Below are 16,944 nucleotides of genomic sequence, written 5' to 3' on the forward strand. Positions count from 1 at the left end.
CCTCTTTCATTGCAAACCGGCATCAGAGCGACGGCGAAAACGCACAAGCGGCAAAAGTTTTAAGGCGGCGGCCACCGGGCATTAACCAAATTTTGCCTATTGAAGCGCATCGTAAAGCCATCGCCAACACCAATCGCACTGAGATTTTTCCCCATGAAGATCAAAAGCCTCTTTGCCCGCCTCGCGCTTACGCTCGCTGCAAGCGCAGCGATTTCCGCCGAACTGCAACCCGGCGATCCGATTTCCGCCAAGATTTTCCTTCAACTTCATGGCATTGAGAAACTCGCCGGACAGATTACCCCATTGGTATCGGGGGCCGGACGGGACTTCAGGGTGATCGACGGAGACTCGCTGGCCATGGGCGATTACAATATTCGCCTGGCAGAAATCGATGCTCCGCGAACCTCTCAGCGTTGCACCACAGCACAAGGCAGCTATTGGGACTGCGGCGCGGAAGCGCGCCAGCGCATGCGCGATCTTGTCATGGGCGCGCAAAGCGTCGAATGCTACAGTTCGAAACAGGACGTATACGGGCGCCATCTGGCGACCTGTGATGCTGATGGCATCGACGTCGGGGCCCTTTTGGTCGAAGAAGGCCTGGCTTGGCCGCATCATAACGAAGGGCGCTACCTACCAGAGGCCTCAAATGCGCAGGCCCATTCCCGCGGCATTTGGCAAGCGGAGAATACCGCGCCGTGGGAACTGGAAGACGGGCAGAACTGAATCTCTGCCACCCCTGAGTCACGGCAGATGTGACAAAGCCTGCGTCATGGCGCGAAGCCATCGCTTCTCAGCCGCGCTCCGCCGGCCTTGACCACATGCTGTCAGCAAAGAGGGAATGGTGGGTGATAAGAGATTTGAACTCCTGACATCTTCGATGTGAACGAAGCGCTCTACCACTGAGCTAATCACCCGTGAGACGGGGTATTACCCCCTGAAATGGACCGCTGCAAGAGCAAGATTTCAAGAATCTTCCCTTTCGCTCCGCCTTTTTGGGAGACCGCCCTCTCCGGCAAGCGGAATGGGACGGAACCGATTTCCACTAACGCGTGGGCAGCACATCCCGCTGTATCATCGTGCGCAGCGTGAAGCTGGAGCGCGTGTTGCGAATACCGGGAACCCGCATCAGTTGCTCTTCCAGGAACCGGTCGAAATCGGTCAAATCCCGAGCCACCACCCGCAGCAGAATATCGCGACTGCCGGTCATCAGGTAGCATTCCATCACCTGATCAAATTTACTCACTGCATTTTCAAAGGCTTGCAGGGCATCCTTGGATTGACGTTCCAGTTCGACAGCCACAAAGATCGTGACCGCAAGCCCCACCTGTGCCTGATCCACCCGCGCAGAATAGCCGGTGATGACCCCCGCTTCCTCCAGCATGGAAACGCGGCGGGCGCAGGGCGTCGGTGACAATCCAACCTGTTCGGACAGGTCCGACAGTTTGATGCGACCATTGCGCTGCAATGCAGAGATAATCCTGCGGTCCATCGCGTCCATGTTGATTCCCTCTATTGACTCACCAATTTATAGCTGAAAACTCCAAAAATTAACGCATCTTGGGTGATATTTGGAGAAACTCCGCTTTTCTTCTGCATTAGGCTGGTCGGCAATCTCTTTACCCCCCTCCCAGTTCCCCCCCTCCCAGCAGGAGCCCGCCAGAATGACTGTCAGCCAGATTTCCTCAGCCACACATGAAGCCATCTATCGCGTTGAAAACGCCGCAAGCGGGCTGACCGGGTTCATAGCAATCCATTCCACCCAGCTTGGCCCGGCAGCAGGCGGGCTGCGGATGCGCCCCTATGAAAGCGAGGCGCAGGCGCTGGAGGATGTCCGCCGCCTGAGCGAGGGCATGACCTACAAAAACGCCGCGGCGGGCCTGCCGCTGGGCGGTGGAAAGGCCGTGATCATCGGCGATCCCGCAACCCAGAAGACGCCCGAAATGCTGCGCGCCTTTGGCCGCGCGATCCACAGCCTGACCGGGCGCTATATCACGGCCGAGGATATGGGGATGAGCCCGGCCGACATGGGCATTCTGGCCGAGGAAACGCCCTTTGTGGCCGGTCTTGCATCCGGCGAGTTTGCAAGCGGCGACCCCTCGCCTATCACGGCACGCGGCATTTTCAACGCGATCCGCACCGCCCGCGCCCACAAGGCGGGCAGTGCAGGTCTGAGCGGCGTCACGGTCGCCGTGCAGGGCCTTGGCCACGTCGGCTGGCACCTGTGCCGCCTCTTGCGCGATGCAGGAGCAAAGCTGATCGTTACAGACGTGGACGCGTCCCGCCTCGAGAAGGCAAAAGCCGAGTTTGACGCCCGCCCCGTTGCCACGACGAAGATCTACAGCGTTCAGGCCGATATCTTTGCCCCCTGCGCCGTCGGCGGCATTCTGAACGCGGAGACCATCCCGCAGCTGCGGGTCGGGATCGTGGCAGGCGGCGCGAACAACCAGCTGGCCACATCAGAAGACGCGCAGGCCCTGCAGGCGCGCGGCATCCTTTTTGCTCCTGATTTCATCGCCAATGGCGGCGGCATCATCAACGTGGCGACGGAAATCCTACAGATCACGGACCGCGATACCTATGTGTCCGAAAAGCTCAGCGCGCTGGATGCGACCATGGCAGAGGTGCTGAACCAGGCCCGCCAGCAAAACATCAGCCCCGATGCCGTCGCCATCGCGTCGGTAAGGAAAAGGATGGCACGGGCTGCGGCAGCATAGCTCCAAACAGGCCTGAAGGGTATCAGACTGTCCGGTTGGCGCCCTGCACGTTGACCGGACATGCCTTCCTGGCACATGCTGCGCCACAATGAATGCGGCTAGACCACCTGCGAGAGCCTTGATGACGGACATCTGGAAGAATATACCTCGAAACTGGCCAGAGACCCAACAGCCGTCGAAAGCTTCACTATCCAACGCCGAACACCTGCTCGTACGCCTGAGGACCATGAACCTGCTTCCGGACCATGCTTCACGCGGGTATTGGCCGACAACCATCCTGTCGTGGAGTTCGGTTCCGATGGACATCGAGGTGTTCGACAGCGATTTCGAACTGTACATCTATCCGCCTAAGGCCCCCGGCCCCTTGTTTGACGTTCATTCCTTTGACGCAGAGGACGATGTGGCCGTCAACGAACTGCTCGAGAACGTCAAGAGTCTTGCGATACAAGGTCGGGCATCGGCGCCCGGTAGTTCTGCCCATTAGTTCTCCAACAGGTTGACAGGGCGGTTCCATACCACCCCCTGCCCGTTCTTGGCCCACGGAACTTGTCATCCCCACAATGAGCGACTATCTGCTGTATCAGACGTGAGGCGGAGGCCTCATGCTATGGAGATTTTATGAAAGAGACCCGGGCATAAGCCCGTTCCCGGCATCACGCTAGGGGAACGCAGAACAGACCAAGGACACTCACGCGATTGGCTGAGTGGCCTGTTGTTTTGTACTCTCATAAGATCGAGACCTCCGTTGAACATTTCAAAGCACGAGCAACGCGTGTTGCACGAACTCGCCCTTGGCGGGGTAATCCACCATGAACGCAGCAAAAACGGTAAGATCGGCAGCATCACCTGCTACACCCGCGAAGGTCATGTCCTGTCGGACTGCACCTTCAGCGTATTCCAGCGCCTCAGGAAACGGCGCTTCATCCAGTCGCGCGGCGGGCAGCCCTATCGCGCATCGCGCCTCGGCATCAAAGCCGTGCGCGCGCAACTCAATCAACGATAAGATCACAGGAGCGGACCATGGAATTTCCATCCACCTTTGAGGGTCGCAAAGCCGAAATCGTCGCGCTTTTCACGTCGTCCTTCACAGAATCCGAAGGGGCCGAAGAAGGCCAGATGATCGCAGAGCTGGTGACAGAGATATTTGCCACCACGGCAAAGGAAGATCTGTTTGCCTTCTTCGCTCAGGATCAGGGACAGATCTGCGCCTGCATCCTTCTGACCCGCATGCAATATGGCGAGGATGATCGCACGGTGTTCCTCTTGTCGCCGGTGGCCGTGGCAACCGATCAACAGGGCAAGGGCATCGGGCAAGCCCTGCTGCGGCATGGGCTGGACCACCTCAAAGAGCACGGCGCCGATGTGGTGCTGACCTATGGCGACATCAACTTCTACTCCCGGGTCGGCTTTGTCCAAATCACAGAGGATGACGCGGCGGCGCCCATGCCCCTGTCCTTTCCGCATGGATGGCTCGGGCAATCCCTGCGATCAGCCGCACTGGAGCCGCTAAGGGGGGCAGCAAGCTGCGTTACGGCTTTTCGCCAACCCGATTTGTGGTGAAACCTGCAGCAAAAATGCAAAAAAGGCGGCCCGCTTTGGACCGCCTTTTTTATGATCTGATGTTCGCGATCAATGCGCGGTTGCAGCTGCCGAAGCGGTCTTGGCCTCCAGCGCGGCCTGGGCGGCGGCGGCCTCTTCGGCCTCCTCGTCCCATTCGATCGGCTCGGGCGTGCCGACCAGCGCGTGTTTCAGCACCTCGGAGACATGGCTGACCGTGATGATCTCCAGACCTTCCTTCACGTTGTCGGGGATGTCCGGAAGGTCCTTGGCGTTTTCCTCGGGGATGAGGACGGTCTTGATGCCGCCGCGCAGCGCCGCAAGCAGTTTCTCCTTGAGGCCGCCGATGGCCAGCGCATTGCCGCGCAGGGTGACCTCGCCGGTCATCGCGATGTCCTTGCGCACCGGGATCCCGGTCAGCACCGACACGATGGAGGTCACCATCGCAAGACCGGCCGATGGGCCGTCCTTGGGCGTGGCGCCCTCGGGCACGTGCACGTGGATATCCCACTTGTCGAACTTCGGCGGCTTGATCCCCAGCTGCGGCGCGACAGAGCGTACATAGCTGGAGGCAGCCTCGATCGACTCCTTCATCACATCGCCCAGCTTGCCGGTGGTCTTCATCCGACCCTTGCCCGGCAGGCGCAGCGCCTCGATGGACAGAAGCTCCCCGCCAACCGAGGTATAGGCAAGGCCCGTCACCACGCCTACCTGATCTTCCTTTTCAGCAAGACCAAAGCGGTATTTCGGAACGCCCAGGAATTCGTCGAGGTTGTCATGGGTGACCTTGACGCTCTCGGCTTCCTTCTTGACGATCTTGGTCAGCGATTTCCGTGCCACCTTGGCGATTTCGCGCTCCAGGTTCCGCACGCCCGCCTCGCGGGTGTAGGTGCGGATGATGTCGGTCAGCGCCTCGTCGGTCAGCTCGAACTCCTTGGCCTTGAGGCCGTGGTTCTTGACCTGCTTGGTCACCAGGTGCTGCTTGGCGATTTCGCGCTTTTCGTCTTCGGTGTAGCCCGACAGCGGAATGATCTCCATGCGGTCCAGAAGCGGACCCGGCATGTTGTAGCTGTTGGACGTGGTCAGGAACATCACGTTCGAGAGGTCGTATTCCACCTCGAGGTAGTGATCGACAAAGGTCGAGTTCTGTTCCGGATCCAGCACTTCCAGCATGGCCGATGCGGGGTCGCCACGGAAATCCTGGCCCATCTTGTCGATCTCGTCCAAGAGGATCAGCGGATTGGTGGTCTTCGCCTTTTTCAGCGCCTGGATGATCTTGCCCGGCATCGAGCCGATATAGGTCCGGCGGTGGCCGCGGATCTCGCTCTCGTCGCGCACGCCACCAAGGCTGATGCGGATGAACTCGCGACCCGTTGCCTTGGCCACGGATTTACCGAGGCTGGTCTTACCCACGCCCGGAGGGCCGACGAGGCAGAGGATCGGCCCCTTCAGCTTGGCCGAGCGCTGCTGCACGGCAAGGTATTCGACGATGCGTTCCTTGACCTTCTCAAGCCCGTAGTGATCCTTGTCGAGGATCTCCTGAGCGCGGTTCAGGTCTTTCTTCACGCGGGATTTGGTGCCCCACGGGATCGACAGCATCCAGTCCAGGTAGTTGCGCACCACGGTGGCCTCTGCCGACATGGGCGACATGTTCTTGAGCTTCTTCAGCTCGGCCTCTGCCTTTTCGCGCGCCTCTTTCGACAGTTTGGTCTCGGCGATCTTCTCTTCCAGTTCGGCGACTTCGCCCGAACCTTCCTCGCCATCGCCCAGCTCCTTCTGAATGGCTTTCATCTGCTCATTCAGGTAGTACTCGCGCTGGGTCTTCTCCATTTGGGATTTGACGCGGGTCTTGATCTTTTTCTCGACCTGCAGGACGGACATTTCCCCCTGCATCAGGCCATAGACCTTTTCCAGACGCTCGCTGATCGAAAGCGTTTCCAGCAGTTCCTGCTTGCGGTCCACCTCGATACCCAGGTGACCGGCGACAAGGTCTGCCAGTTTGGCGGGCTCGGTGGTTTCCCCAACGGCGCTCAGCGCCTCTTCGGGGATGTTCTTGCGCACCTTGGCATAGCGTTCGAATTCATCGCCCACGGTGCGCACCAGCGCCTCGGTGGTGGTGACATCACCCGGCATTTCGCTGATCCGCTCGGCGCGGGCTTCGAAATAGCTGTCGTTTTCCAGAAAATCGGTGATCTTGACGCGCGACTGACCTTCGACCAGCACTTTCACGGTGCCATCGGGCAGTTTCAGCAGCTGCAGCACATTGGCCAGCACGCCGACGCGGTAGATGCCATCATTGGCCGGATCGTCCTCGGACGGGTCAACCTGGCTGGACAGCAGAATCTGTTTGTCATCGGCCATCACCTCTTCCAGGGCGCGTACCGATTTCTCCCGACCCACAAAGAGGGGCACGATCATGTGCGGGAACACCACGATGTCACGCAGCGGCAGCACAGGATAGGAAGAATTGAGTGGCTCTTGCATACTCGGTCCTTTTCTTTGGCAAGACGTCCAGGCCCCAGGATAGGCAGCCGTCGTCGTCTCCTCTTGGAACTATTACTTGGGTCGGCGCACGGGTCTTTTCAACCGCTTTTGCGCGCGGATGCCTCATTGTTTGGAGCGCACTTTGCCCTTGGCGGAAGGGGACCACAAGGGCACTTTTGGGCTTAAGGCTACCAAATCATGACCATCCAGAGGCCGGGGCTTTGTCTGCCGCGCACAAAACCTGCTGAAACGCTGGTTAACACTTTAGTGAAACTTGGTTACCCATTCGTTAACCCGCGACTGCCTTGCGCCCCTCCCGGCGGCGGGGAGCAGTCTTTGCTGCACTGACACATTTTGCCCTCAAGCAGTTCTATCAGTCGCCGATGATGTCCCTCCGCAAGCACCGCAAGACCGCCGCGCTCCCCGCTCTGTCAGCCAGACCAAAGGGCGGTGAGAACGCTTCAAGATCGGACCAGAGGACACAAAATGGCGCGTCTCGTCTGGTTAACTGCCCTCATTTCCGGGCCTCGTTACCGGTTCTTCTTTTTTGCGTCCCTGCCACTTGAACATGACCGCATTGCACTTCATTAGTGTACACGACGATCCTAAAAAGTGTACGAAATGGCCATTTTGAAACGACTAAAGGGCAGCCTCGCAAAAGGCAAAAGCGTCGCTCAGACCGAGAATGTCGCAACTGTCGCCAAGCGAATTGTGCTGTCTCCGAAATTCGAACCCGAGGCATTTACAGTGCTCGATCGCCCCGGCCCCTGCATGGTCTGCGGCCTAAATGCGGTCAGGTTCAAGAGCGACTACCCCTCCAACGTGAAACCGTTCAGCGAGCAGGAAGTCCTCTACTGCACCAACTGCGGCAGCGGCCAGGTTCCGGGATCGGCAGAGCTTCTGCAAGGTTATTACGAACAGGACTACGCCTCGTCCAATCGCAAGGACCGCGAGATCGAGCCCGAGGTCTATTTCTCGGAAGAGTACCGCAACTCGTCCCGCGCGCTGCAACGGTACTTCGGGCGGGCGCAAAGGCAGATTTCCGTTCTGCGCCAGCACGGCAGCCAGGTGACGCGCATGCTGGATTTCGGCAGCGGGCCGGGATACGGGCTTTTCCTGTCCGGCGCGCAAGAAAAATTCGCCTTCGAGCCCGACGAAAAAAGCATCAAGTACCTCGATCACATCAAGGCAAAGCGGTTTTCGGCCATCGGGGAACTTCGCCCGTCGAGTTTCGACGCCATAATTGCCTCCCATGCGATAGAACATCTGGTTCCGGAGGCGCTGATCGCGACATTGGCAATTCTGATCAACTCTCTCACGCGCGACGGCGTGATGCTGATCGAGGTGCCCCAGGGGGGACATTCATACCTCCACCTCAACGCCCGCCAGGATCCTCATACCCTGTTTTTCACTCCGCAGGGCCTGTCTCTGGCGGTTGAGCTGGCCGGGGGCGAAATCCTGCTCCAGCGAACCTATGGCAAACACCGCGTCCCGCTCAGAAAGAACCCGATCTACGTTCCGCCGGATCATCCTTTCTACAAGGAAGATCGCGGCGCATTGACCGTGGTTTGCCGCAGACGCCGGGACTGAAGGTTTTCTGCCCATTGCGGCTGCCGAGCGCAAAGGCATTCACAACCGATCGACGCAGGGCCGGGGGCCTTTGTTCAACGCCCCGGCCTCGGCCATCAGAACCCCGCTGGCCGCTGGTTCCTGCGCAGGACATACGGCACTTTTCCGGTGGCCAAACCGAACGCGTCTCCGGCGATTGCCCCCTTCAGCGCACCTGCGAGAATGGCCTGTGGCTGGCACTGTTTCTGCCCGCCAGGAACACCGGTCACAGGGTTGTATGAGCTGCGCGGATAGGTGAAGCACAGGTAGTATTGACCCGCTGCGTACTCCTGCATCCATTCGCCGCGCAAAGCCACCGTGTTTCCCGGATACCAAAGCCAGATATCCCCGTCGCCGTAGAAGGCAACCTGATAGCCGTGCCCCTTGTCCCACTGGAGAAAGGTTGAACCTGCCGACGGGAAGGTCGGCGCTGCCGCCGTGCTTTGCGCAGCCACGGCGGGGGATGTCGCGACTGGTGCCGTCTCACAGCCTGCCAGCAGCGCTGCCGCAATAAAGGGGCCTAGAAGACGCATTTCAACCTGATCCTCGCAGATGTGGTCCCGCTATAGGCATGCGTCTTGTAGTAATAATTGGGAACTGGCACGGTTTTACGGTTGAGCACAAAACCAATTCCAAGCCGTTCAAAATCCTCTGCCGTCATATCCAAAACACGCTCCGTTTCCCCTCCGAGCGTTGCGTGAACTTGAGCCTGCTGCGATGGCGTCAAAGGCACGCCCTCCCGGATCGGGCGATCGTCCAATGCAACCGTTCCGCCTGTGCAAATCGTCGCGCGCGCGGCCGTCTTGGCCAGCTCGAGCACAGGTTTGGAGGTTCGGCGCGCCGTCAAATCTTCATGGAGCGCGATCAGCTCGGGCTTGGAATACCCCGACAGCACGCTGTCCGGCAGTCGGTCAGAGCCGCGGTGGTCACTCTCGTAGGTATCTACAAAAACCCGAAAATAGGCGGTGTTCCCCTTGACACCATCGTGCCCACCGGGGCCGCGGTTGTGAAAAATCACAGAGGCAGAGACCGTGTCAGGTGTCAGACCGCCTGCGTAGAATGAGCGGTGCCCCCCGCGCTGATAGAGCCGCAGTCCGGAAACATCCTGCAGACTCAATTGGAAGGCAGGCCGGGGCGTAGACCCGCTGCCATCCATGCAGGCCGACAGGCTCATAAGGCCAATCGCACATGCCGCAAACGTCTTTGAAAATCTCAACATATCAATCCAGTATCCTGAAGATCTCCCTCAAGTTGTGGCTCTCCACGCCACTGCTGGACCAATGTCAAGCAGCCCAACACCTAGGCCCCTCGCAAAGCCGTCACAACGGCTCGATATCGCCCTCTTCCCGCTGGGCATGGAACGCGGCCTGCCAGGCGTCAAAGGTGCCTGCGGCGATGGCCTCGCGCATGCCTGCCATGATCTCCTGGAAGTAATGCAGGTTGTGCCAGGTCAGCAGCATGCCCGAGATCATCTCGTTGGCGCGGAAGACATGGTGCAGATAGGCGCGGGAGTAATTCGAGCAGGCCGGGCAGCTGCATTCCTCATCCAAGGGGCGCGGATCATCGGCATGGCGGGCGTTCTTGATGTTGACCACGCCCCGGCGCGTAAAGACCTGCCCCGTGCGCCCCGACCGCGACGGCAGCACGCAGTCCATCATGTCGATGCCGCGCGCAACCGCGCCGACGATATCGTCGGGCTTGCCCACGCCCATCAGGTAGCGCGGCTTGTCCTGCGGCAGCATGTCCGGCGCGTAGTCCAGACAACCGAACATCGCCTCCTGCCCCTCGCCCACCGCAAGGCCGCCCACCGCATAGCCGTCAAAGCCGATGTTTTTCAGCGCCTCGGCGCTTTCCTCGCGCAGGTCCTGCTCCAGCCCACCCTGCATGATCCCGAACAGGGCGTGACCGGGGCGATCCCCGAAGGCTTCCTTGGACCGCTCCGCCCAGCGCATCGACAGGCGCATGCTTTCCGCGATGCGATCACGATCCGCAGGCAAGGCGGGACATTCGTCAAAGCACATCACGATATCGCTGCCCAGAAGCCGCTGGATCTCCATCGAGCGCTCCGGCGTCAGCTCGTGCTTGGAGCCGTCGATATGGCTTTTGAAGGTGACGCCTTTTTCCGTCAGCTTGCGCAGCCCCGCCAGCGACATCACCTGGAACCCGCCGCTGTCGGTCAGGATCGGGCGGTGCCAGTTCATGAACTTGTGCAGGCCCCCCAGACGGTCGATCCGTTCAGCCGTGGGGCGCAGCATCAGATGATATGTGTTCCCGAGCAGGATGTCCGCGCCGGTGGCCCGCACGCTTTCGGGCATCATCGCCTTCACGGTTGCGGCGGTCCCAACCGGCATGAAGGCCGGCGTGCGAATGTCGCCGCGCGGTGTCTGGATCACACCAGTGCGCGCTTTTCCGTCCGTTGCCTTCAGTTCAAACTTGAAAAGCTCTGACATTTCGACTTCCTGCGTTAGTTCTGTCATCTGACGACCATAAGATTCCCCTAATGCCAAGGAGCCACGCGCATGTCCACTGATGAGCAAGCAGCAAAACTGACCCTCGGATGGGAGGAGTGGGTGAGCCTGCCTGATCTGGGCCTGCCCGCAATGAAGGCCAAGGTGGATACCGGCGCGCGCACCTCGGCCCTGCATGCGACCGACATCGAGACGTTCGGCCCGGCTTCCGCGCCCAAGGTGCGGTTTACCGTCCACCCCATTCCCGGCGAAAACCTCGCGATTCCCTGCTCTGCCAATATCGTGGACCGGCGCGAGGTGACATCCTCGAATGGCGAAAGCGAGATGCGCTATGTGATCTCCACCGATCTGGTCGTCGCGGGGCAAAGCTGGCCGATCGAGGTCACGCTGACCGACCGCAGCGGCATGGCGCTGCATATGCTGCTGGGCCGTCAGGCGCTGGGAGAGAACGTCGCCGTCGCCCCGGCCGAACGGTTCTGCCAGCCAGAACTGGATTATTCCGTCTATGCCTCAAAGAGCATCCGAAAAGCCGCCCCCAAGCGGGTTCTGCGCATTGCGGTCCTCAGCCGCGAAGACAATTACTCCACCCGCCGCCTGGTGGAAGAGGGCGAAAAACGCGGCCACACGGTCGAGGTGATCGACACGACCCGTTGTTACATGGACATCAACGCCCTCGCGCCCGAGGTGCATTACGACGGCAAGCGCCTGCCCCGCTATGATGCGGTGATCCCGCGCATCGGCGCCTCGATCACCCAGTATGGCACGGCGGTTCTGCGCCAGTTCGAAACCCTTGGCACCTTTTGCGTCAATGGCAGCGAAGGGATCACCGCCAGCCGCGACAAGCTGCACGCTCATCAGGTGCTGGCGCGCCAGAAGATCGGCATGCCCGCCACCGCCTTTGCCGCATCCCCCAAGGACACCAAGAACCTGATCGACATCGTCGGTGGTGCGCCTCTGATCGTCAAACTGCTCGAAAGCACCCAGGGCAAGGGCGTGGTGCTGGCCGAAACCAAGAAGGCCGCCGAATCCGTGATCACCGCCTTTCGCGGCCTCAAGGCCAACTTTCTTGTGCAGCAGTTCGTAAAAGAGGCCAACGGCGAAGACATCCGCTGCCTCGTCGTGGGCTCCAAGGTTGTCGCAGCGATGAAACGATCAGGCGCGGAGGGCGATTTCCGCTCGAACCTCCACCTGGGCGGCAGCGCGGTATCCGTGCGCATCACCAAGGAAGAGCGCGCCACCGCCGTAAGGGCAGCCAGGGCCTTTGGCCTCAATGTGGCCGGGGTTGACCTGTTGCGCTCGGAAACCGGCCCCAAGGTGCTGGAGGTAAACTCTTCGCCCGGTCTGGAAGGGATCGAGCGCACCTCCAAAAAGAACATTGCCGGGTTGATCCACGACGAGATCGAAACCAACGTGCGTCCCGCCCCCGTAAGGATGCGCAGGCAGGGCGCCGCTCGCGGCTGACCGGGCCTTTGGGAGTGGGGCTTGACCCCGCCCCGTCCAATCCCGATCTTGGGAATAGATTTAATTCAGGAATTCACCCCATGAGCGAAGATCAGATCATCTCCCTTCTTTCAGACAGCCTTCTTTATATCCTCGGGGCGGTCTTCCTGATCGTCGTGATCCTCAAGGGCGTGCGCATCGTGCCGCAGTCCGAGAAATTCGTGGTCGAACGCTTTGGCCGCCTGCAATCGGTGCTGGGGCCGGGCATCAACTTCATCATCCCCTTCCTGGATGTGGTGCGCCACAAGGTGTCGATCCTGGAACGCCAACTGCCCAATGCCACGCAGGACGCGATCACCAAGGACAACGTTCTGGTTCAGATCGACACTTCGGTCTTCTACCGCATCCTTGAGCCGGAAAAGACCGTCTACCGCATCCGCGACGTGGATGGCGCCATCGCCACCACCGTGGCGGGTATCGTGCGCGCCGAGATTGGCAAGATGGACCTCGATGAGGTGCAGTCCAACCGCTCGCAGCTGATTGCCCAGATCCAGAAAAGCGTCGAAAGCGCGGTGGATGACTGGGGCATCGAGGTGACCCGCGCCGAAATCCTGGATGTGAACCTCGATCAGGCGACCCGCGATGCCATGCTGCAGCAGCTGAATGCCGAACGCGCCCGCCGTGCCCAGGTGACCGAGGCCGAAGGCAAGAAACGCGCCGTGGAACTGGCCGCCGATGCCGAACTGTACGCCGCGGAACAGACCGCCAAGGCCCGCCGGATCGAGGCCGAGGCGGAGGCCTACGCAACCGAAGTCGTGGCCAAGGCGATTGCCCAGAACGGTATCGAGGCGGCGCAGTATCAGGTGGCCCTGAAACAGGTGGAGGCGCTCAACACCCTTGGCGCGGGCACCGGCAAGCAGACCATCCTGGTGCCTGCACAGGCGCTTGAAGCCTTTGGCGATGCCTTCAAGATGCTGAAGGGGAACAAGTGATGGCGGCCCCGTTCTGGGCGCTGTGGTGGGTCTGGTGCGCCGCCGCGCTGGTGCTGGGGATTCTCGAGGTGCTGGCGCCGGGGTTTGTTTTCCTGGGCTTTGCCATCGGCACGCTGGGGGTCGGGGTGCTCCTGCTGGCAGTGGGCGGCGCCACCTTCGGCCTGCCCGCGCTGATCTTTCTCTTTGCTCTCATTTCCCTCGTTGCATGGCTTGTCCTGCGCCGCGCCTTTGCCCTGCCCCGCGGCCAGGTGAAGACCTTTGAGACGGATATCAACGACTAGTCTGACAATGGGGTCGGCGTTGACGCGCGCCGGAACAGCCCGCCTGCAAGGCCCCCGTCAGAAGTGAAAGCCGATCCCGACCTGAAGCCCATGGGTGACGGTGTCATAGGCGAAGAAGGACTCCGTGCCCTGCGTGCCGGACTGATAGTCGACTCCCAGCGCACGATACATCACGAAGGCAGAGGTGTTTTCCCATCGATCAAAAGCAAGCCCTCCCATGGCGCTCCATGTAAAATCTGACCCGAGGCCAAAGCCGCCGATATCTCCCTGAAAGATGAAACGGACATCCGTGGCGACCGGTTTCTGCCATCTCAGACCGATGACCGGGTCGCTCCACTCTCCGCCACGGAGAATGCGGCCTGCTGCCGGCCCAGCCAGAACATTGAGATCCACATCGATATCCCAATGCCGGACCCCGGCGTAGATGTCGGTACGGCTGGCGCCCTCAGACAGACGATAGGTGCCATAGAGTTCGAGAATGGACTGTTCAATCCCGGCATCAATCTGCCCCACAGGGCTTTGCGCGCCCTTGCCAAGCTTCATGAAGGCGTAATCCAGGGCAAAGCCGACACCGCTGTCATGCCGCCCCTCGAGATGGACCATCCCCCCGCCTTCAAGATTGCGCAGGATATCGGCTGGCTTAACAGACAGGTCTCCACCTGCCCGTCCAAGCGTGGTCTCTCCATCTATGAGCGGAGCCAGCAGATACGGCGCAAGGGTGAACTCCCAGCGCTCGGCCGCGTAAGCCGCCGGAGCGACGCTCATCAGCGCTGAACAGCCGAGTGACAGAATGCCTATCCTGTGTTTCATCTTGTATCCGACCTCCGCCTGTAACTGACTACGTTCTTGTTTCCTGTCCCTGTTTGGCAGAACCATCACAGCCCCGCTTGGCATGACCATAGCAGAGGCCTGCCCGTCGGCAAATCACCTCTGGCAACAGGCTGGGTCATGCAGATTGCGTCATACCGGTCGGCACGCACAGTCCTTGGTTTGCTCCCTGCGCGGCATCGGCTGAATCAGTTGATAGCGCGACAGTCACTGGACGGCGCCTGCCCTGTTCCCTATATAAATCGTCGGATAACCAGTCAGGGACCGACATGACAAACGCTTCCGAACCTCTTGAAGGGGCGCCGCTGATCGCGCCGTCTTCCGTTTCCCATCCGCTCTACGATGCGGTGGCCGACGCATGCCGTAGCGTCTATGACCCTGAAATCCCGGTCAACATCTATGAACTGGGCCTGATCTACACCATCGACATCAACGATGAGAACGACGTCAAGATCATCATGACCCTGACCGCGCCGGGCTGCCCCGTTGCCGGTGAGATGCCAGGCTGGATCGTCGATGCCATCTCGCCCGTGCCGGGTGTGAAATCCGTCGATGTCGAACTCACCTGGGAGCCGCCCTGGGGCATGGAGATGATGTCGGACGAGGCGCGTCTGGAACTGGGCTTCATGTAAGGCGCCTGCCGCGCATCATTACAAATGTTTCACAGGATCGCGGCGCGGGTGTTACCCGGCGCCGCGATTTTCATTTCAAGACCCGTTTTTCAGGAGATCCCTTTTGCGCCTTTCATTTGCCCTGACCGCTCTGGCCCTGCCCGGCCTTGTTCTGTCGCTTGCCGACGTGCCCGTCCACGCCGGTGACACCGGCCTCACCTACGGGCCGCGCCCGGCCTATCTGATCGATAAGCTGCCTGAGGGCACGCTGAAGGAGAAACTCCAATCCTGTGCCGCACAAACCCCAAAGCGCACGGATTTTTCCATCGGCCACCGCGGCGCGCCGCTCTTGTTCCCTGAGCATACTGTCGAAAGCAACGTGGCCGCCGCGCAGATGGGCGCCGGGATCCTGGAGTGCGATGTCACCTTCACCAAGGATCTGGAACTGGTCTGCCGCCATGCCCAGAACGATCTGCACACCACGACCAATATCCTGACCACCGGTCTGGCAGCGACCTGCATCACGCCCTTTACGCCCGCCACCGGCAGCACCGATGCCACGGCCGAGTGCCGCACCTCGGAGATCACGCTGGAGGAGTTCCGCAGCCTCAACCCCAAGATGGACAGCCGCGACAAGACTGCCACGACGCCCGAAGCCTATCAGGGCGGCACCGCGCCCTGGCGCAGCACCCTCTATGTGGAGGGCGCGCGCAGCTTGACCCATGCGGAGTCCATTACGCTGTTTCGTTCCCTTGGCGCCAAGTTCACCCCCGAACTGAAGGCCCCGGCGGTCAAGATGCCCTTCAACGACTTCACCCAGGCGGATTACGCGCAGAAGCTGGTCGATGAATACAAGGCAGCGGGCGTGCCCGCATCGGATGTCTGGCTGCAAAGCTTTGACCTGAGCGATATCCTCTACTGGATCGAACACGAACCGGAGTTCGGCACGCAGGCGGTCTACCTTGATGATCGCTACGCGCAGGAGGACGCGGACGAGGGCAAGGTCGATCCCATGGATCCGGGCACCTTCAAACCAACGATGCAAGAGCTGTCGGACATGGGCGTCAACTACATCGCGCCGCCGATCTGGATGCTGCTGACCCTTGAGGATGGCAAGATCGTCCCCTCCCCCTATGCCATCAAGGCGCAAGAGGCTGGCCTCAAGATCATCACCTGGTCGATGGAACGCTCCGGCCCGCTGAACAGTGGAGGCGGATGGTACTTCCGCTCGGTGAAACCGGCAATCTCGGATGCCTCGGCCTACTATCAGGTGCTGGACGTGCTGGCGCAGGATGTCGGTGTTGTGGGGGTGTTTTCCGACTGGCCCGCAACGGTGACCTACTATGCCAATTGCATGGGCCTTTAGGGTGGCTTTCGGGGATGCACAGCAACCTGTGCGCCCCTTTCGCGCCCAGCCTCTTGAGCCTGCGCCCGCGCGGCCCTAAATTAAGGGCAACGCGCGAAACTGGAGACACTCATGTTCGGCATTCCCGGCAAACAGGCCGTGACCATCACCCCCAAGGCGGCGGCGCAGATTTCGAAACTGATGCAGTCGGCGGGCCATGCGGGCCTGCGCATCGGCGTGAAAAAGGGCGGCTGCGCTGGCATGGAATACACCATGGAATACGTGGAGGACGCCGATCCCAACGACGAGGTCGTGGAACAGGACGGCGCCCGCGTGATGATCGCACCCATGGCGCAGATGTTCCTGTTTGGCACCGAGATCGACTATGAAACCACGCTTCTGGAAAGCGGATTCAAGTTCAACAATCCCAATGTGTCCGAAGCCTGCGGCTGCGGCGAGTCGATCAGCTTCAAGGACATGCCCGGCGCCTGACGATCCGCCTCACTGATCTTGTTTGCGGGGCGGCCATGGCCGCCCTTTTCCATACCCGCCGACCCAGCGGCACCTTGCACAATTGCCCCCTTTGACGCGCAGTGATACCACGTCGCAAAAGCAA

Annotated in this window: 18 protein-coding genes and 1 tRNA gene; 12 read left to right on the forward strand and 7 right to left on the reverse strand. The window is 60.5% G+C overall.

The annotated features are described in order from the left end of the window. The first annotated feature begins 99 nt into the window (after window positions 1-99). Window positions 100-723 carry a thermonuclease family protein gene (locus AADA15_RS02250; RefSeq protein WP_341639916.1) on the forward strand — a complete coding sequence of 208 codons (624 nt, stop codon included), beginning with the start codon at window positions 100-102 and terminating at the stop codon, window positions 721-723. A gap of 116 nt (window positions 724-839) precedes the next feature. Here the strand turns inward: AADA15_RS02250 and AADA15_RS02255 are convergent. After that, window positions 840-914 (reverse strand) — tRNA-Val (locus AADA15_RS02255). Window positions 915-1,042: 128 nt separating this feature from the next. Further along, the gene (locus AADA15_RS02260) at window positions 1,043-1,498 is read right to left on the reverse strand and encodes an Lrp/AsnC family transcriptional regulator (protein WP_341639917.1); all 456 of its coding nucleotides are present in this window, start codon (window positions 1,496-1,498) and stop codon (window positions 1,043-1,045) included. A gap of 163 nt (window positions 1,499-1,661) precedes the next feature. On the opposite strand from AADA15_RS02260, the gene AADA15_RS02265 reads away from it, so the two are divergent. From AADA15_RS02265 to AADA15_RS02280, 4 genes are all read left to right on the forward strand, one after another. Continuing rightward, on the forward strand, window positions 1,662-2,714 hold the full coding sequence (locus AADA15_RS02265; RefSeq protein WP_341639918.1) for a Glu/Leu/Phe/Val family dehydrogenase: 1,053 nt from the start codon (window positions 1,662-1,664) through the stop codon (window positions 2,712-2,714). Window positions 2,715-2,940: 226 nt separating this feature from the next. Beyond that, window positions 2,941-3,198 (forward strand): hypothetical protein, encoded by a 258-nt coding sequence (locus AADA15_RS02270; RefSeq protein ID WP_341639919.1) that lies wholly within the window; start codon window positions 2,941-2,943, stop codon window positions 3,196-3,198. A 288-nt stretch (window positions 3,199-3,486) separates the two neighbouring features. Continuing rightward, window positions 3,487-3,717, forward strand: a complete 231-nt coding sequence (locus AADA15_RS02275) for a YjhX family toxin (protein WP_341639920.1) — start codon at window positions 3,487-3,489, stop codon at window positions 3,715-3,717. Between the two features lie 17 nt (window positions 3,718-3,734). Beyond that, window positions 3,735-4,274, forward strand: coding sequence for a GNAT family N-acetyltransferase (locus AADA15_RS02280; protein ID WP_341639921.1), 540 nt, complete (start codon window positions 3,735-3,737; stop codon window positions 4,272-4,274). A gap of 69 nt (window positions 4,275-4,343) precedes the next feature. On the opposite strand, the gene lon is transcribed toward AADA15_RS02280, so the two are convergent. Continuing rightward, the gene (lon, locus tag AADA15_RS02285; RefSeq protein WP_341639922.1) at window positions 4,344-6,755 is read right to left on the reverse strand and encodes an endopeptidase La; all 2,412 of its coding nucleotides are present in this window, start codon (window positions 6,753-6,755) and stop codon (window positions 4,344-4,346) included. A 621-nt stretch (window positions 6,756-7,376) separates the two neighbouring features. On the opposite strand from lon, the gene AADA15_RS02290 reads away from it, so the two are divergent. Next, on the forward strand, window positions 7,377-8,345 hold the full coding sequence (locus tag AADA15_RS02290; protein WP_341639923.1) for a class I SAM-dependent methyltransferase: 969 nt from the start codon (window positions 7,377-7,379) through the stop codon (window positions 8,343-8,345). Between the two features lie 95 nt (window positions 8,346-8,440). On the opposite strand, the gene AADA15_RS02295 is transcribed toward AADA15_RS02290, so the two are convergent. From AADA15_RS02295 to tgt, 3 genes are all read right to left on the reverse strand, one after another. Next, window positions 8,441-8,896, reverse strand: a complete 456-nt coding sequence (locus tag AADA15_RS02295) for a hypothetical protein (RefSeq protein ID WP_341639924.1) — start codon at window positions 8,894-8,896, stop codon at window positions 8,441-8,443. Further along, window positions 8,884-9,537, reverse strand: a complete 654-nt coding sequence (locus AADA15_RS02300) for a hypothetical protein (protein WP_341639925.1) — start codon at window positions 9,535-9,537, stop codon at window positions 8,884-8,886. The genes AADA15_RS02295 and AADA15_RS02300 overlap by 13 nt, the downstream gene beginning before the upstream one ends. Window positions 9,538-9,682: 145 nt before the next feature. After that, the gene (tgt, locus tag AADA15_RS02305) at window positions 9,683-10,813 is read right to left on the reverse strand and encodes a tRNA guanosine(34) transglycosylase Tgt (RefSeq protein ID WP_341639926.1); all 1,131 of its coding nucleotides are present in this window, start codon (window positions 10,811-10,813) and stop codon (window positions 9,683-9,685) included. A 69-nt stretch (window positions 10,814-10,882) separates the two neighbouring features. Here tgt and rimK point away from each other — a divergent pair, with 69 nt between their 5' ends. From rimK to AADA15_RS02320, 3 genes are all read left to right on the forward strand, one after another. Continuing rightward, complete coding sequence (rimK, locus tag AADA15_RS02310; protein WP_341639927.1) at window positions 10,883-12,292, forward strand: 30S ribosomal protein S6--L-glutamate ligase; 1,410 nt, start codon at window positions 10,883-10,885, stop codon at window positions 12,290-12,292. Window positions 12,293-12,372: 80 nt separating this feature from the next. Further along, a complete protein-coding gene (locus tag AADA15_RS02315; protein WP_341639928.1) occupies window positions 12,373-13,263 on the forward strand; it encodes an SPFH domain-containing protein in 891 nt (296 codons plus the stop codon). Continuing rightward, window positions 13,263-13,544 carry an NfeD family protein gene (locus AADA15_RS02320; RefSeq protein ID WP_341639929.1) on the forward strand — a complete coding sequence of 94 codons (282 nt, stop codon included), beginning with the start codon at window positions 13,263-13,265 and terminating at the stop codon, window positions 13,542-13,544. The genes AADA15_RS02315 and AADA15_RS02320 overlap by 1 nt, the downstream gene beginning before the upstream one ends. A 57-nt stretch (window positions 13,545-13,601) precedes the next feature. Here AADA15_RS02320 and AADA15_RS02325 read toward each other — a convergent pair whose 3' ends face one another. Next, the gene (locus AADA15_RS02325) at window positions 13,602-14,354 is read right to left on the reverse strand and encodes a hypothetical protein (RefSeq protein ID WP_341639930.1); all 753 of its coding nucleotides are present in this window, start codon (window positions 14,352-14,354) and stop codon (window positions 13,602-13,604) included. A 287-nt stretch (window positions 14,355-14,641) separates the two neighbouring features. Between AADA15_RS02325 and AADA15_RS02330 the strand changes: the two genes are divergently transcribed. From AADA15_RS02330 to AADA15_RS02340, 3 genes are all read left to right on the forward strand, one after another. After that, window positions 14,642-15,004, forward strand: a complete 363-nt coding sequence (locus AADA15_RS02330; RefSeq protein ID WP_192966985.1) for an SUF system Fe-S cluster assembly protein — start codon at window positions 14,642-14,644, stop codon at window positions 15,002-15,004. Between the two features lie 103 nt (window positions 15,005-15,107). Continuing rightward, window positions 15,108-16,349 carry a glycerophosphodiester phosphodiesterase family protein gene (locus AADA15_RS02335; RefSeq protein ID WP_437343161.1) on the forward strand — a complete coding sequence of 414 codons (1,242 nt, stop codon included), beginning with the start codon at window positions 15,108-15,110 and terminating at the stop codon, window positions 16,347-16,349. Between the two features lie 111 nt (window positions 16,350-16,460). After that, window positions 16,461-16,820, forward strand: coding sequence for a HesB/IscA family protein (locus AADA15_RS02340; protein ID WP_341639931.1), 360 nt, complete (start codon window positions 16,461-16,463; stop codon window positions 16,818-16,820). Window positions 16,821-16,944 lie beyond the last annotated feature (124 nt).

The sequence above is a fragment of the Phycobacter sedimenti genome, from assembly GCF_038148855.1.
Lineage (GTDB): Bacteria > Pseudomonadota > Alphaproteobacteria > Rhodobacterales > Rhodobacteraceae > Phycobacter > Phycobacter sedimenti.

Coding starts and splice junctions, on each gene's coding strand:
- AADA15_RS02260 (WP_341639917.1), bottom strand. CDS start 1,498: ATGGACGCGATGGACCGCAGGATTATCTCTGCATTGCAGCGCAATGGT.
- AADA15_RS02265 (WP_341639918.1), top strand. CDS start 1,662: ATGACTGTCAGCCAGATTTCCTCAGCCACACATGAAGCCATCTATCGC.
- AADA15_RS02270 (WP_341639919.1), top strand. CDS start 2,941: ATGAACCTGCTTCCGGACCATGCTTCACGCGGGTATTGGCCGACAACC.
- AADA15_RS02280 (WP_341639921.1), top strand. CDS start 3,735: ATGGAATTTCCATCCACCTTTGAGGGTCGCAAAGCCGAAATCGTCGCG.
- lon (WP_341639922.1), bottom strand. CDS start 6,755: ATGCAAGAGCCACTCAATTCTTCCTATCCTGTGCTGCCGCTGCGTGAC.
- AADA15_RS02290 (WP_341639923.1), top strand. CDS start 7,377: ATGGCCATTTTGAAACGACTAAAGGGCAGCCTCGCAAAAGGCAAAAGC.
- AADA15_RS02295 (WP_341639924.1), bottom strand. CDS start 8,896: ATGCGTCTTCTAGGCCCCTTTATTGCGGCAGCGCTGCTGGCAGGCTGT.
- AADA15_RS02300 (WP_341639925.1), bottom strand. CDS start 9,537: ATGAGCCTGTCGGCCTGCATGGATGGCAGCGGGTCTACGCCCCGGCCT.
- tgt (WP_341639926.1), bottom strand. CDS start 10,813: ATGTCAGAGCTTTTCAAGTTTGAACTGAAGGCAACGGACGGAAAAGCG.
- rimK (WP_341639927.1), top strand. CDS start 10,883: ATGTCCACTGATGAGCAAGCAGCAAAACTGACCCTCGGATGGGAGGAG.
- AADA15_RS02315 (WP_341639928.1), top strand. CDS start 12,373: ATGAGCGAAGATCAGATCATCTCCCTTCTTTCAGACAGCCTTCTTTAT.
- AADA15_RS02320 (WP_341639929.1), top strand. CDS start 13,263: ATGGCGGCCCCGTTCTGGGCGCTGTGGTGGGTCTGGTGCGCCGCCGCG.
- AADA15_RS02325 (WP_341639930.1), bottom strand. CDS start 14,354: ATGAAACACAGGATAGGCATTCTGTCACTCGGCTGTTCAGCGCTGATG.
- AADA15_RS02330 (WP_192966985.1), top strand. CDS start 14,642: ATGACAAACGCTTCCGAACCTCTTGAAGGGGCGCCGCTGATCGCGCCG.
- AADA15_RS02340 (WP_341639931.1), top strand. CDS start 16,461: ATGTTCGGCATTCCCGGCAAACAGGCCGTGACCATCACCCCCAAGGCG.